This window comes from Stenotrophomonas sp. RG-453, from assembly GCF_033843685.1.
Classification (GTDB): Bacteria; Pseudomonadota; Gammaproteobacteria; order Xanthomonadales; family Xanthomonadaceae; genus Stenotrophomonas; species Stenotrophomonas bentonitica_A.
Genome location: NZ_JAMYED010000001.1, coordinates 38,107 through 52,808, shown reverse-complemented (window position 1 = coordinate 52,808; position 14,702 = coordinate 38,107). Strand labels below are relative to the sequence as shown.

The window sequence follows — 14,702 nt, the reverse complement described above, 5'->3', positions numbered from 1 at the left end:
GGCGCCTGGGAGGTTGCAGGGCGGTGACGTCTGTGCGGCGCGCGTGTGGCAGAGCCACCGGTTTCGCTGCCTGAAACGAGAACGCGCCCCGAAGGGCGCGTTCTGGCAACTGAGATCAAAAAGACCGGCAGGTTACGCGCCGTTCTTTTCGGCCTCCAGCTGCTTGCGGATCTGCGCATCCACGGCCGCGATCGCGGTCATGTTGAGCACGCGGCGCGAGGTCGCGCTGGTGGTCAGGATGTGCACCGGCTTGGCCACGCCCATCAGGATCGGGCCGATCGCCACGCCGTCGGTGAACACGCGTACCAGGTTGTAGGCGATGTTGGCCGCTTCCAGGTTGGGCAGCACGAACAGGTTGGCGCGGCCCTTCAGCGTGCTGTTGGGCAGCAGCTTCTGGCGCAGGGCTTCATCCCATGCAGTGTCGCCCTGCATTTCGCCATCAACATTCAGACGCGGGTTGCGCTTGAGCAGCATCTCGCGGACCGCACGCATCTTCAGCGCGTCCCTGGAATCGTGGCTGCCGAAGTTGGAGTGCGACAGCAACGCCACCTTCGGCTCGATGCCGAACAGCTTCATTCGGTACGCCGCCTGCAGCGTGGCTTCGGTGATCTGCTCGGCGGTCGGGTCTTCCTGCACGTGGGTATCCACGAAGAAGAACACGCCCTGCTGGTTGATCACGCCGGTCATCGCCGAGGTGGAGGTCACCTTGGCTTCCAGCGGCAGCACGCTGCGCACGTAGCCCAGCTTCTTGTGGAAGCGGCCGACCACGCCGGTCAGCATCGCGTCGGCTTCGCCACGCGCCACCATCACCGCCGCGATCAGGGTCGGGCGCGAGCGCATCAGGTTCTTGGCCGCGGCCACGGTCACACCGCGGCGGCCGGTGAGGTTGTGGTAGTACTGCCAGTAATCGTTGAAGCGCGGGTCGTCGTTGATGTTGGTGATGTCGAAGTCGACACCGGCCTTCATGCGCAGGCCCAGGCGCTCGATACGCGATTCGATCACGTCCGGGCGGCCGATCAGGATCGGCTGCGCCAGGCCTTCATCGACCACGTTCTGCACCGCGCGCAGCACCACTTCTTCTTCGCCTTCGGCGTACACCACGCGCTGCTTGTCCGAACGTGCACGGTCGTAGACCGGCTTCATCATCAGGCTGGTGCGGTAAACGAACTGGGCCAGCTTCTCGCGGTAGGCGCCCATGTCGGCGACCGGACGCGTGGCCACGCCCGAATCCATCGCGGCCTGGGCCACGGCGGCCGACAGCTCCACCAGCAGGCGACGGTCGAACGGACGCGGAATCAGGTAGTCACGGCCGAAGCTCGGGGTCTCATCGCCATAGGCCGAGCCCAGGTCGCTGGCCTCGCGGCGTGCCATCGCGGCGATCGCGTGCACGCAGGCGATCTTCATTTCCTCGTTGATCGCGGTCGCGCCGACGTCCAGCGCACCACGGAACAGGTACGGGAAGCACAGCACGTTGTTGATCTGGTTCGGGTAGTCCGAACGGCCGGTGCCGATCAGCGCGTCCGGACGCACCGAACGGGCCACTTCCGGCATGATTTCCGGGGTCGGGTTGGCCAGCGCGAAGATCACCGGGTCCTTGGCCATGGTCTTGACCATGTCCGCGGTGAGGATGCCCGGGGCCGACAGGCCCAGGAAGATGTCCGCGCCGTCGACGATCTCGGCCAGCGTGCGCTTGTCGGTATCACGCGCGTAACGCGCCTTCTCCGGGTCCAGATCGCTGCGGCCGGTGTGGATCACGCCGTCGCGGTCGAAGGCGAGGATGTTCTCTTTCTTCAGGCCCAGCGAGACCAGCATGTTGACGCAGGAGATGCCCGCCGCACCCATGCCGGTGGTGGCCAGCTTCACCTCTTCGATCTTCTTGCCGGTGACCAGCATGGCGTTGAGCACGGCCGCACCGACGATGATCGCGGTGCCGTGCTGATCGTCATGGAACACCGGAATGTTCATGCGCTCGCGCAGCTTGCGCTCGACGATGAAGCACTCCGGTGCCTTGATGTCTTCCAGGTTGATGCCACCGAAGGTCGGTTCCAGCGAGGCGATGATGTCGACCAGCTTGTCCGGGTCGTTTTCATCGATCTCGATGTCGAACACATCGATGCCGGCGAACTTCTGGAACAGCACGCCCTTGCCTTCCATGACCGGCTTGCCGGCCAGCGGGCCGATGTTGCCCAGGCCCAGCACGGCGGTGCCATTGGAGATCACGGCGACCAGATTGCCACGCGCGGTGAGCTCGCTGGCCTGCTGCGGGTCGGCCATGATCGCCTCGCAGGCGTGTGCCACGCCCGGGGAGTACGCCAACGACAGATCGCGCTGGGTCAACATCGGCTTGGTCGCGGTGACCTTGATCTTGCCGGGCGGCGAGAGCCGGTGATAGTCGAGGGCTGCCTGTTTGAAATCTTCGTTGGACATCGCTTTCTGCAGATGAATGGGCGAGAGGAACAAGGGATCATACCCCCGTTGGCGTGGACGGACCTGTCGCTACGCTGTCGCGGTCATGCTGCAACCGCACATAATCCAGCACCGCGCACCGGGCCTTCAAAACAAAACATGGCCGTGCCGCCCCGGCAGGAACGGCACGACCATGCACCACACAATCAGCTCATCGGGCTCAATGCGCCGGGGCCGGGAGCGTCGCCGGCAGGTCATCGACCACCAGCGGCGGCAGCTCGGCTTCACGGCCATCGAGCACCATCGCCAGGCGGTCACGGTCCAGCGCGTTTTCCCAGCGCGAGACCACCACCGTGGCCACGGCATTGCCGATGAAGTTGGTCAGCGAGCGGCATTCGCTCATGAAGCGGTCCACGCCCAGGATCAGCGCCATGCCGGCCACCGGCACTTCCGGCACCACCGCCAGGGTGGCGGCCAGGGTAATGAAGCCGGCACCGGTCACGCCGGCGGCGCCCTTGGAGCTGAGCATCGCCACCAGCAGCAGGGCGATCTGGTGGCCCAGGGTCAGCTCGGTATTGGTGGCCTGGGCGATGAACAGCGCCGCCAGGGTCATGTAGATGTTGGTGCCGTCCAGGTTGAACGAGTAGCCGGTCGGGACCACCAGGCCCACCACGGACTTGCTGCAGCCCGCCTTTTCCATCTTCTCCATCAGCGAGGGCAGCGCCGATTCCGAGGACGAGGTGCCCAGCACCAGCAGCAGCTCGGCCTTGAGGTAACGGGCCAGCTTGAACACCGAGAACCCGCACAGGCGGCAGACCACGCCCAGGATCACCGCCACGAACAGGAAGGCGGTCAGGTAGAACGAGCCGACCAGCCAGGCCAGGTTGACCAGCGAGCCGACCCCGTACTTGCCGATGGTGAAGGCGATCGCGCCGAACGCGCCGATCGGGGCGGCCTTCATCAGGATGTGGACCAGGCGGAACACGGGTGCGGTCAGCGCCTCCAGGAAGGTCAGCACCGGGCGGCCCTTCTCGCCGGTCAGGGCCAGCGCGATGCCGAACAGCACCGCCACGAACAGCACCTGCAGGATGTTGCCCTCGACGAAGGCACTGACCAGGGTGGCCGGGATGATGTCCATCGCGAAGCCGACCAGGGTCAGCTCATGGGATTTCTGCACATAGCCGTTGACCGCGGTCTGGTCCAGGTCGGCCGGGTTGATGTTCATCCCCGCGCCCGGCTGCACCACGTGCGCCACCACCATGCCGACCACCAGGGCCAGCGTGGAGAAGAACAGGAAGTAGGCCATCGATTTGGCGAACACCCGGCCCACGGTGCGCAGGTGGGTCATGCCGGCGATGCCGGTGACGATGGTCAGGAAGATCACCGGGGCGATGATCATCTTCACCAGCTTGATGAAGGCGTCGCCCAGCGGCTTGAGCGATTCGGCGAAGGCCGGCTCGTAATGGCCGAGGATGGCACCGAGGACGATCGCCACCACCACCTGGAAATACAGTTGGCGGTAGAACGGCAGCGGCTTGGCCGCCAGCGGGGCGGTGGTGGGAACGTGCATGGGAAAGCTCCGGCAGTGTCACGAAGGATGCCGGCCGCGTTGGGCGGCATCTGGCGTGGCCTTTTTACGCCCGCATCTCGCCAACGCAGATAACCTATTGGTACTAGCCCCCCGGTTCAGCTGGCCGGACTGCCTACACTGCCCCGGCACCGCGCCCCCACGGCGGCGGGTGGCCCGGCAGCGGATCAAGGGGGACAGACCCACAGATTTGCCGTCCGCGGCCGTTGTTGTTCTGCCCCACCCTTATTCAAGCAGCTACCGCCCATGCGCCCTACGCCCCTGTTCATCGCCCTGGCCCTGACCACCGCCCCGCTCGCCGCCACCGCGGCCGACTGGGACAACTGGCCGACCAAGACCACTTTCAGTGACGGTACCGAGCTGGCAGCGACTGCCAACATCGCCTATGACCTCAACGACTTCTCCGGCGGCAGCGGCATCGAAGACGCCGACGCCGTGCGCCGCAAGGAATTCGGCGCGACCCTGAAGAAGAAGGGCGTGTACGACGCCATGGTCTATTACGACTTCCAGGCCGACACCTGGCTGGACGTATTCGTCCGCTTCGAGAGCAAGGCCTTCTTCGGCAGCGACATCGGCCGCTTCCGCTTCGGCTACATGAAGACCCCGGTCGGCCTGGATGCCGGCACCTCCTCGCGCGCCGGCAGCTTCCTGGAAACCGCCCTGCCCGTGCAGGCGTTCTACGAAGGCCGCCGCACCGGTGCCGAATGGGTGCTGGAGCGCCCGCAGTACCTGCTGCAGGCTGGCGCCTACGGCGGCAAGGACCTGCAGGGCGACAACCCCGGCACCACCCAGGCCGTGCGCGGCGTGTGGACCCCGGTCAAGGCCGCAGGCGACGTGGTCCACCTGGGCCTGGCGTATTCGCAGGAAAACCCGCGCGGTTACCGCGATGGCCGTGACGTCTCGCACGCCGCCAGCGCGCGCCTGCGTGCGCGTCCGGAAGCCGGCCTGACCGACATCCGCCTGGTCGACTCCGGTGCCCTGACCACCGCCGACAAGATCGTGCGCACCGGGCTGGAAGGCATCTGGATCCGCGGCCCGTTCTCGCTGCAGGGCGAAGCGCTGCAGACCACGGTCAGCCGTGACGGCAAGCCGGATTACACCGGCAGCGGCCAGTACGCGATGGCGAGCTGGATCCTGACCGGCGAATCGCGCCCGTACAGCGCCGGCGCGGTGGCCAACGTCAAGCCGGCCCACGGCTACGGCGCGGTCGAGCTGGTCACCCGCTACAGCCGCATCGATCTGGACGATGCCGACGTGTTCGGCGGCCGCCAGCACGATTGGACCTTCGGCGCCAACTGGTACCTGACCTCGCACTTCAAGTTCCAGGCGAACTACGTCAAGGTCGACGCCAGCCGTCGCGGCGTGCGCAGCCAGCCGGAGATCTTCGAACTGCGCGCGCAGATGCATTTCTGAGCCCGCCCGGCGGACGCGTTGACGCGCGTCCGCCCTGCCCTGCCTAGACTGGCGCCATGTACCGCGTCTCCCGCTATCGCCCCTGGTGGCTGCTCATCGTCCTGATGCTCGGCGGCACGGCGCTGTGTGCGCTGCTGGCCGGGCGCTATGCGCAACAGCGGGCGCTGGATGACGAAAGCCTGCAGGTGCGGCGTCAGCTCGGCCTGTATGCGCAGACCCTGCAGCAGCGCATCGATCGCTTCGGCACGCTGCCGCAGGTGCTGGCGCTGGACCCGGACCTGCACCAGGCGGTGTCCCATCCGCTCACCGCCGCCGAGCGGCAGCGGCTGAACCTCAAGCTGGCCCAGGCCAACAGCGTCACCCGCGCCTCGACCCTGACCCTGATCGACCGGCACGGCATCGCCGTGGCCGCCAGCAACTGGGACCAGCCGACCAGCAATGTCGGCGAGGACTACAGCTACCGCCCCTACTACCAGCAGGCGATGGCGCGCGGCAGCGGGCATTTCTACGGCATCGGCATGACCACGGCCGTGCCGGGCTACTTCCTCTCGCAGGCGATCTACGACGATCGCGGCACCGTGCTGGGCGTGGTGGCGATCAAGATCGAGCTGCGCGCACTCGAACAGGAATGGCTGCAGAGCCCGGACATCGTGCTGGCCACCGACGCGCATGACGTGGTGTTCCTGGCCAACGGCGATGCCTGGCGTTACCGCCTGCTGCGCCCGCTCGGCCCGCAGGAGCGCAGCGAGATGCTGGCAACCCGCCAGTACGCCGACCGCTCGCTGCAGCCGCTGCAGGCCCGCACCGCGGAGGTGCTCGCCGATGGCGGGCGCATGGTGCGTGTGGAGCAGCCCGCCCTGCCACGGCCGGTGCTGTGGCAGACGCTGGCCCTGAACGAACCGCAGTGGAAACTGCACCTGCTGCATGACGCCAGCGCCAGCACGGCCGTCGGCCGCAGCGCCGCGCTGGCCGCTGGCGGGATCTGGTTGGCGCTGTGTTTCCTGGGCCTGTTCGTGCAGCAGCGCCGACGCCTGGCCGCGCACCGCCAGCGCAGCCGGCGCGAGCTGGAAAGCGTGCTCAAGCAGCATGCACAGGAGCTGCGCACCGCCCAGGACGGCGTGCTGCAGGCCGCGCAGCAGGCCGACAGCGGTCTCAGCCGCAGCCTGGCCCACCTGCCACAGGGCGTGGTGGTGATCGACAACGAGCAGAAGCTGGTGGCGTGGAACGCGCGCTATCTGGAGCTGTTCCGCTTTCCGACCGGGCTGATCCGGGTCGGACGCCCGATCGAGGAGATCTTCCGCTACAACGCGCGCCGTGGTCTGCTTGGCCCCGGGCCGATCGATGAAGCCATCGAACGCCGGTTGAACCATCTGCGCAGCGGGCGCCCGCACATGCGCGAGAGCGAGAAAGACGACGGCACGGTGCTGGAGATCCGCGGCAACCCGCTGCCCGACGGTGGCTTCGTCACCAGCTACGCCGACATCACCGCCTACAAGAACACCGCGCGCGAACTGCGCTCGCTCGCCGATGCGCTGGAGCACCGCGTCGCCGAGCGCACCCGGGATCTGGATGAAGCGCGCCGCGAAGCCGAACGGGCCAACCGCTACAAGTCGCGGTTCGTGGCCTCGGCCGTGCACGATCTGCTGCAGCCGCTGAACGCTGCGCGGATGTTCGTTTCGGTGCTGCGCGGCAAGCTGCAGGGCGACGCGCGCGAACTCAGCGAGCACGTGGATGCCGCGCTCGCGGCGCAGGACGCCATCCTCAACAGCCTGCTCGATATCTCGCGGCTGGAATCGGGTGCGCTGCAGACCCATGTGCGCGCCTTCGCGCTGTCGCCGCTGCTGGAAACGCTGGCGCGCGAGTTCGGCCTGGCTGCCGAAAGCCGCGGCCTGCAGTTGCGCTGGGTGGATACGCGGGCGGTGGTGGTCAGCGACGAGGCGTTGCTGCGCCGGATCCTGCAGAATTTCCTGTCCAATGCGCTGCGCTACACCCCGCGGGGCCGGGTACTGATCGGGTGCCGCCGCGACGGTGCCCAGCTGCGCATCGAAGTGCATGACCAGGGGCCGGGCATTCCCGACAGCCTGCAGGGCGAGATCTTCGAAGAGTTCCGGCGGCTGGACGATGGCGTGGACCAGGAACGCGGGGCCGGGCTGGGCCTGGCGATCGTGGAGCGCATCGGCCGCCTGCTCGGCCACCCGATCCGCCTGCGCTCGACGCTGGGGCGTGGCAGTGTGTTTTCGGTAAGCCTGCCCATGGGCGAGGCGGCAGACGTGGTGCCCGCATCGGCGCCCGCGGCTGCCCCGGTGGTCGACACCGGCGATGACAGCCCGCTACGCCATTGCCGGGTCTGGAGCATCGATGATGATCCGCGGGTCTGCGCCGCCACCCGCGCGCTGTTGGAACGCTGGGGCTGTGCGGTGGAACTGGCCGATGGCCCGCAGGCCGCGCTGGCCCTGGCCGCGCCCGCCACGGTGCCGCAGCTGCTGCTGCTCGATGTGCGCATGGGCGAGTTCCATGGCCCCGATCTTTACGAGGCGCTGTGCGTGCAATGGCAGGCGCGGCCCCCGGTGATCCTGGTCACGGCCGAACGCGACGATGCACTACGCGCACAGGCGGCCGAAAACGGGTGGGGATTCCTGTCCAAGCCGGTGCGTCCGCCGGCCTTGCGCGCGCTGATGACGCAGGTGCTGCTGCGCCATCGCGGTGATGCCACGCGCTAGATGCCGGCGCCTGCGTCCCCTTCCGGCTCCAGCGCCTTCACCAGCACCGCCGCCTGCGTGCGGCTGTGGCACTCGAGCTTCTTCAGGATCGCGGTCACGTGCACCTTGACCGTGTTTTCGGCCAAGCCCAGTTCATAGGCGATCTGCTTGTTGAGCAGGCCGTCGGCCAGGCACAACAGCACCCGGAACTGCTGCGGGGTCAGTTGCGCCAGCCGCGTGGCCAGCAGCGCATCGGATTCGGACCGCTCTGCCGCCATCGCCGGGAACCACACGCCGCCATCGAGCACCGCCGCCACCGCCTGGCCGAGCGTTTCGGCCGGCGCTGATTTGGGAATGAATCCTGCCGCGCCGAACTGCTGCGCCCGCCGGATCACGCGCGGATGGTCGTTGGAGGACACGATCACCACCGGTATGTCCGGATGCGCACCGCGTACGTGCAGCAGCGAGGAGAATCCGCGTGCACCGGGCATGGTCAGGTCGAGCAGGACCAGTTCGATTTCGGCGTGCTGATCGAGCGCGCTTTCCAGTGTCGCGGCACTGGCCACTTCGATCACGTGGACCTGCGGCAGCGCCTGACGCAGGGAATGCACGACCGCAGCGCGGAGCAGCGGGTGGTCATCGGCGACCAGGACGGTGATGTCACTCATGCACGAAGTGTGGCATGCCACCCGGCGCACTGTCGCATTCGGCCGCTGACAGCTGGATGACAGCTCACCGGTGACAGGGTCGGATCGACATTTCCTTGTACTGGAGGCTGCATGCTGACACTCATCGGGCTATTGACCATTGCTGCACTGGTGGCTCTGCTGATCACCGGGCGAACGACGGCCATCATCGCCCTCGTGTTGGTCCCGCTGGTGGCTGCGCTGATTGTCGGAACCGGCACGGATGCGCTCGCTGGCTACTTCAATGACGGCCTGAGGCGGGTCGCCCCGATCGCTGCGATGTTCATGTTCGCGATCACCTTCTTCGGGGTGCTGCAGGATGCGGGGCTGTTCCGCCCCCTGGTTGACGGGCTGGTGCGGATGACCGCGGGCAATGTCGTCGCGGTCGCCATGATGACCGCACTGCTGGGGATGGTGGCGCATCTGGACGGTGCCGGTGCCACGACCTTCCTGCTCACCGTGCCGGCGCTGCTGCCGCTGTACCGGCGCCTGCACATGAGTCCGTACCTGATGCTGCTCCTGCTGGCGACCGGTGCAGGCATCTTCAACATGCTTCCGTGGGCGGGGCCGCTCGGGCGCGCTGCCGCCGTGACCGGCATCGACGTCGGCGTGCTGTGGCAGCCGCTGGTGCCGGTGCAGGTGGTCGGTGCGGTGTTGCTGCTGGCGATGGCGGCCGTGCTGGGGCTGCGCGAACGCGGGCGTGCGGCCCGCCTTGCCGCCAGTGGTGGCGACCTGGCGCCTGCCGGGACTGCTGCGCCGCTGCCCCGCGCAGCGGCGCCGGTACCCGTGCGCCATGCGGGGTTGAACGCGCTGCTGTTCGTCGCGGTCCTGGGTGCGCTGGTCGGTAGTCTGTTGCCCTCGGCCTACATCTTCATGATCGGCTTGGCGCTGGCCCTGCTGATCAACTACCGGGGCCCCGCGCAGCAGATGGAGGCGATCGCCGCGCATGCGCCGGCGGCACTGAAGATGGGTGCGATCATCCTGGCCGCGGGCTCGTTCCTGGGGGTGATGGACGGCAGCGGGATGCTGCGCTCCATCGCGGCGGACCTGGCCCATGTGCTTCCCGACCCCATGCTGCCATGGCTGCATGTGCTGCTCGGCGTGGTCGGCTTGCCGATGGAACTGCTGCTCAGTACCGATGCCTACTATTTCGGACTGCTGCCGGTGGTACTGGAGATCACTACGCCGCTCGGCGTGGACCCCGCGCACAGCGTGTATGCACTGACCATCGGGAACATCGTGGGGACCTTCATCAGCCCGTTCTCACCGGCGCTATGGCTGGCGCTGGGGCTGGCCGGAGCGGACATCGGGCGCCACATCCGCTACTCGCTGGGGTGGATGTGGGGCTTCTCTCTGCTTCTGTTGGGGGCTGCCTGGTTGCTGGGCGTGTTCTGATCTTCGCGCGGCGTGCTGTCACTGCCTGCGGGCAGCACGCTGGCGCGCCAGGCTTCCAGGAACTGGCGACGCTTGAGTGCGTCCAGATACACCAGCAGGCCGGGGCCGAGCTGGATCGGACGAAGGTTGCTGGATGGCCCGCCGCCAGTAGTGGCCGCGGGCAGGATCGAGGTCAGGCGTGCCTCCCGTGAGAGGACCTGCTGCCCGCGCGGAGACAGCAGGTAATCCAGGAATCGGCCCGCTTCCTCGGGGTGCCGGCTGCTGCGCGGTATGACCGCCGTACGCAGCACCACCAGGGTGTAGTCCTCCGGCTCGACGATGGCCAACGGCGCGCCGGCCTCGATCCGTGCGCGTGCATACGACCCCAGCACGTTGTAGACAAGCGCCAGTTCGCCCCGGCTGACCCGGTCCAGCAGCACGCCGGTCCGTTCCTCCAACTGCACCGCGTTGTCGCCCAGTGCACCCAGCAGCGCGCCACCAATACTGCCGCGCTGGCTGTCCTGGGTGGCCATGAGGTAGCCCACGTTGCTGCGCTCGATATCGTAGGTGCCCACCCGCGCTTTCAACGGTGCATCGGCAGCGTGCAGCAGATCGAGCAGTTGCCGGCGCGTGCGCGGCACCCGGTTCGCCGCCAGGCGGCGGGTGTTGTAGACCATGACCACCGGCTCGTAGCTGATCCCGAACGCCTCGTGCCGCCGCTGCGCCCAGGAGGGCAAAGCATCGGTCTGCGCCGAGCGGTGCGGCAGCGCGTGTCCATCGTTGACGAGCTTGGTCTGCAGGTCCATGCCGCTGCTGATGAGCAGATCCGGTGCCGCACCAGGCCCCGGCACGTGCAGGTAACGGCTGTAGATATCCTGGGTGATGATGTCTTCGTAGATCACCTCCGTCCCCGGATGCAGCCGCTGGTAGTCGGCGATCACCGTGGCGAACACCTCGATGTCGGTCGAGCCATGGATGCGCAGCTGCGCGGTGGGCGTGCCCTGCGCGGGAAAGCGCTGCACGTCGCCGGGGTCGGCCGCTGCAGTGAAAGCCACCAGCATCAACAACAGACCAGACAGAACCTTCATGCGTGCCTCCTCGGCAGCCGGATCGTGGCGATCAGGCCGCCGCCCACCCGGTTGGACAGATCGATATGGCCGCCATGGCTGTCAACCACGCGCTTGACGATCGCCAGTCCGAGCCCGGCGCCACCGGCGGCCGCACCTTCGCCACGCGCGAAACGCTCGAAGACCCGCTCCGCATCGGCCGGCGCGATGCCCGGGCCGTGATCGGCGATGGTCAGTACGCAGTGGGTGTCATCGGTGGTCAACGCGAGCTGCAACGCGCCGTTCCCACCGTACTTGAGCGCGTTGTCGATCAGGTTCTTGATCGCTTCGCGCAGCAGCAGTGCATCGCCGTTGACCCAGGCCGGCTCGCGGGTCACCGCCAACTGCACGCGGGGTGCGGGCAATGCCTGCGGGAGCGCCTCATGCAGGGCCTGGTGCACGGTCTCGGCCAGGTCCACCGGCGCGAACCGCTGCAGGTTCGCGCGATGGATCACGCTGGCATCGCTGAGCAGCTGGTTGAGCAGGCGGCTCATGTGGGTGGCGTTGCGCTCGATCGCCTGCAGGCTGCGGCGCATGTCCTCCGGATCATCATCATCCAGTGCCAGCTGCGCCTGCGCGCGCAGCGCGGCCAGCGGCGTACGCATCTGGTGCGCGGCCTCGGCCATGAACGCGCGCAGGGTTTCATTGCTGGTCGACAGCCGCCCCATGAAGCGGTTCAGCGCACCGACCATCTGGTCCATCTCCTGCGGCGTGGCCGCATCCAGTGGCCGCAGATCGGAGGGCTCGCGCCGGGACAGCTCGCGTTCGACCCGCACCAGCGGCCGCAGCGCCCGGTGCACGCCGAGCGCGACCAGGGCCAGCGACAACAGCGAGAGCACCACGATCGCGACCAGGGCGCGGGTCACCATGTCCTGGGCCAGCGCCTCGCGTGCGCGCCGGGTCTGCCCGACCTGCACGCGGACTTCCGCCTGCGCGGACGGGGAGGAGACCCGCCGCGACACCACCACGAAGCGCACGGTCTCACCGCTGTAGGACGCGTCGAACAACTGCGGGCGATCGCTCGGCGCGCGCGGCGGCGCCGGCAGATCGCCGTAGCCGGTCACGGTCTGGTTGCGTGCATCGGAGACGCGATAGAACACGCGGTCTTCCGGCGCCATCGCCAGCAGGTCGAGCGCGGCGTAGGGCAGATCGACCTGCCACTGCGCCTCCACCAGCGCCACCGAATCGATGATCGACAGTGCCGAGGACACCAGCAGGTGATCGTAGGAACGATTGGCGGCGCGCTGGCCATAGTCGCGTGCACCGAAGAACAGCGCCACGGCGAACAGCGCCATCAAGCCGCCGAGATAGAGCCACAGCGTGCGCCGGATCGAGCTCGGCGCGCGGGCATCACCCGCCATCGGGACGGCTGCCATCGGGCGTGGCGTCGTGTGCTTCGAGCAGATAGCCGCTGCCGCGCACGGTGACGATGCGCAGCGGTGCATCGGCCAGCTTGCGCCGCAGGCGACCGACGTAGAGTTCGATCGCGTTCGGGCCGGCCTCGTCATCGAAGCCGAACAGGCCGTTGCCGATCTCGTCCTTGCCCACCACCTGCCCCAGCCTCCCCATCAGGATCTCAAGCAGGCGGTACTCGCGGTTGGGCAGCTCGATCGGCTGGCCGTCCAGGCTGACCCGGTGCGCGGCGTTGTCGAACTGGAAGCCACCGATCTGCACCACCTCGCTGGCCTGCCCGCGGGTGCGGCGCAGCAACACGCGGCAGCGCGCCTCGAACTCGCGGAAATCGAACGGTTTGCCGAGGTAATCATCCGCGCCGACATCCAGCGCCTGCACGCGATCTTCGATCCCGTCACGCGCGGTGAGCATCAGCACTGGCGTGCTGTCGCCGCGCTCGCGCATGCCGGCCAGCACGCGCAGACCGTCCAGCTTGGGCAGGCCGATATCGAGCACGACCAGATCGAAGCTCTGGTAACGCAGCACGCTCGCCGCGGCCAGCCCGTCGCTCTGCCAGTCCACGGCATGCCCACTGCGGCGCATGCGGCGGACGATCGCGTCGGCCAGGTCCGGGTTGTCTTCCACCAGCAGGATGCGCATCGGTCGGGATCGGGAAAGGTGCGGGAATGCTAGCGCGTGCGGCCGCCTCCGTGCGCTTCGCTGCGCTGCAGCAATGACTGACAGGTGGATGACAGCATCCCGGCACTAGGCTGCGCCCTCGCGTCACCACCGAACATCCGGCACCTGGGAGGGTCCATGGAACTGAACGCATTGCGCTGCTGTCTGCCGGCTGCCTGCACGCTGTTGTTGGCCGCGCCGGCCTGGGCCGCCGACGACCGTGATGACGAGCGCCCGGTGACCGCCAGCCTCGGCGGCCGCCTGCACCTGGATTTCGCCGATTTCCACAACGACCGCCGCGACACCCCGAACAAGGACGACACCGAGATCCGCCGCGCGTGGCTTGACGTATCCGGCAAGTTCTTCGTGGTCGACTACAAGATGGAAGCGGATTTCTCCGGCGACCGGGTCGAGGCCAAGGACGTGTTCGTCAGCCGCAGCTTCGGCGATGCCGGCAAGCTTACCGTGGGCCAGTTCAAGCAGTTCTTCTCGCTGGATGACCGCACCAGCTCCAACTACGGCTCCTTCCTGGAGCGCGGCAACGCCGGCACCACGCTGGCCCCGCTGTATCGCCTCGGCGCGTCCTGGCAGGCCGCACGCGGCGACATGACGTGGGCGGCCAGCGCCTACAGCCTGGAGAGCATCGACGCATGGCAGGTCAAAGGCCGTGCCGCCGGTGGCCGCGCTACCTGGGCGCCGGGCGCCACTGCCGGCGACGTGCTGCACCTGGGTCTCTCGCTGGCCCATGAGCGTTACGACAACCCCGGCACGGACGGCGTGCCTGCCCTGCGCATCCGCCCGCGCCCGGCCGGCCACCTCTCCGACAACAGCCGCCTGACCCTGGTCGATTTCTCGGCCGGGCGCGATACCGACGTCAACAAGTGGTCGCTGGAATACGCTCAGGTGAACGGGCCGCTGTCCTGGCAGGGCGAGTTCAGTGGTGCCACGTTTGACGACGGCAGCCAGCGCGGCAAGGTGCTGGCCGGCTACGGGCTGGTCAGCTGGTTCGTCACCGGCGAATCGCGCGTGTACGACCGCAAGACCGGGCGCTTTGGCCGGGTCAAGGATTTCCAGCACCGGGCCGGCGCGTTCGAACTGGCGCTGCGCTACGACCAGATGCGCGGCGATCAGCACCTGATCGGCCAGCCCGACCTGCGTGACGGCCAGACCGAAGCCTGGACGCTGGGCGGCAACTGGTACATGCGCCCGAACCTGCGCTTCATGCTCAACCTGATCGAAAGCCGCAACCGGGACCGTCTGGCCGACGCCACCGTGGACCGCACCCGTGCCGTGACCGGCCGCCTGCAGTACGACTTCTGATCCCCTCCTTCCCCTCTGTTGCTTCTGGAGAATGCAGATG

10 protein-coding genes are annotated in these 14,702 nt (G+C 67.8%); 4 read left to right on the top strand and 6 right to left on the bottom strand.

Going from position 1 to position 14,702, the window contains the following annotated elements:
- Positions 1-132: 132 nt before the first annotated feature.
- Together NJD74_RS00225 and NJD74_RS00220 are read right to left on the bottom strand one after the other, a co-directional pair.
- Positions 133-2,427, bottom strand: a complete 2,295-nt coding sequence (locus tag NJD74_RS00225; RefSeq protein WP_019183787.1) for an NADP-dependent malic enzyme — start codon at positions 2,425-2,427, stop codon at positions 133-135.
- Positions 2,428-2,626: 199 nt separating this feature from the next.
- Complete coding sequence (locus NJD74_RS00220; protein WP_070425883.1) at positions 2,627-3,976, bottom strand: dicarboxylate/amino acid:cation symporter; 1,350 nt, start codon at positions 3,974-3,976, stop codon at positions 2,627-2,629.
- Between the two features lie 264 nt (positions 3,977-4,240).
- Between NJD74_RS00220 and NJD74_RS00215 the strand changes: the two genes are divergently transcribed.
- On the top strand, positions 4,241-5,407 hold the full coding sequence (locus NJD74_RS00215; protein ID WP_102788218.1) for a porin: 1,167 nt from the start codon (positions 4,241-4,243) through the stop codon (positions 5,405-5,407).
- Positions 5,408-5,463: 56 nt separating this feature from the next.
- Positions 5,464-8,127: a PAS-domain containing protein gene (locus NJD74_RS00210; protein WP_319623447.1), complete on the top strand. Its 2,664-nt coding sequence runs from the start codon at positions 5,464-5,466 to the stop codon at positions 8,125-8,127.
- Here the strand turns inward: NJD74_RS00210 and NJD74_RS00205 are convergent.
- Entirely contained in the window at positions 8,124-8,774 is a 651-nt protein-coding gene (locus tag NJD74_RS00205; protein ID WP_070425885.1) for a response regulator transcription factor, read from the bottom strand. The genes NJD74_RS00210 and NJD74_RS00205 overlap by 4 nt on opposite strands.
- A gap of 111 nt (positions 8,775-8,885) precedes the next feature.
- Between NJD74_RS00205 and NJD74_RS00200 the strand changes: the two genes are divergently transcribed.
- Entirely contained in the window at positions 8,886-10,187 is a 1,302-nt protein-coding gene (locus tag NJD74_RS00200) for a citrate:proton symporter (RefSeq protein WP_319623446.1), read from the top strand.
- On the opposite strand, the gene NJD74_RS00195 is transcribed toward NJD74_RS00200, so the two are convergent.
- The 3 genes from NJD74_RS00195 to NJD74_RS00185 are packed head-to-tail and all read right to left on the bottom strand — an operon-like array spanning position 10,115 to position 13,324.
- Entirely contained in the window at positions 10,115-11,254 is a 1,140-nt protein-coding gene (locus NJD74_RS00195) for an ABC transporter substrate-binding protein (RefSeq protein ID WP_319623445.1), read from the bottom strand. The two genes, NJD74_RS00200 and NJD74_RS00195, sit on opposite strands and share 73 nt — an antisense overlap.
- Positions 11,251-12,633: a sensor histidine kinase gene (locus NJD74_RS00190; RefSeq protein WP_319623613.1), complete on the bottom strand. Its 1,383-nt coding sequence runs from the start codon at positions 12,631-12,633 to the stop codon at positions 11,251-11,253. Before NJD74_RS00190 ends, NJD74_RS00195 begins: the two co-directional genes overlap by 4 nt.
- A complete protein-coding gene (locus NJD74_RS00185; protein WP_019183779.1) occupies positions 12,623-13,324 on the bottom strand; it encodes a response regulator transcription factor in 702 nt (233 codons plus the stop codon). The genes NJD74_RS00190 and NJD74_RS00185 overlap by 11 nt, the downstream gene beginning before the upstream one ends.
- A gap of 156 nt (positions 13,325-13,480) precedes the next feature.
- On the opposite strand from NJD74_RS00185, the gene NJD74_RS00180 reads away from it, so the two are divergent.
- Positions 13,481-14,662: a porin gene (locus tag NJD74_RS00180; RefSeq protein ID WP_319623444.1), complete on the top strand. Its 1,182-nt coding sequence runs from the start codon at positions 13,481-13,483 to the stop codon at positions 14,660-14,662.
- The last annotated feature ends 40 nt before the right edge of the window (positions 14,663-14,702 follow it).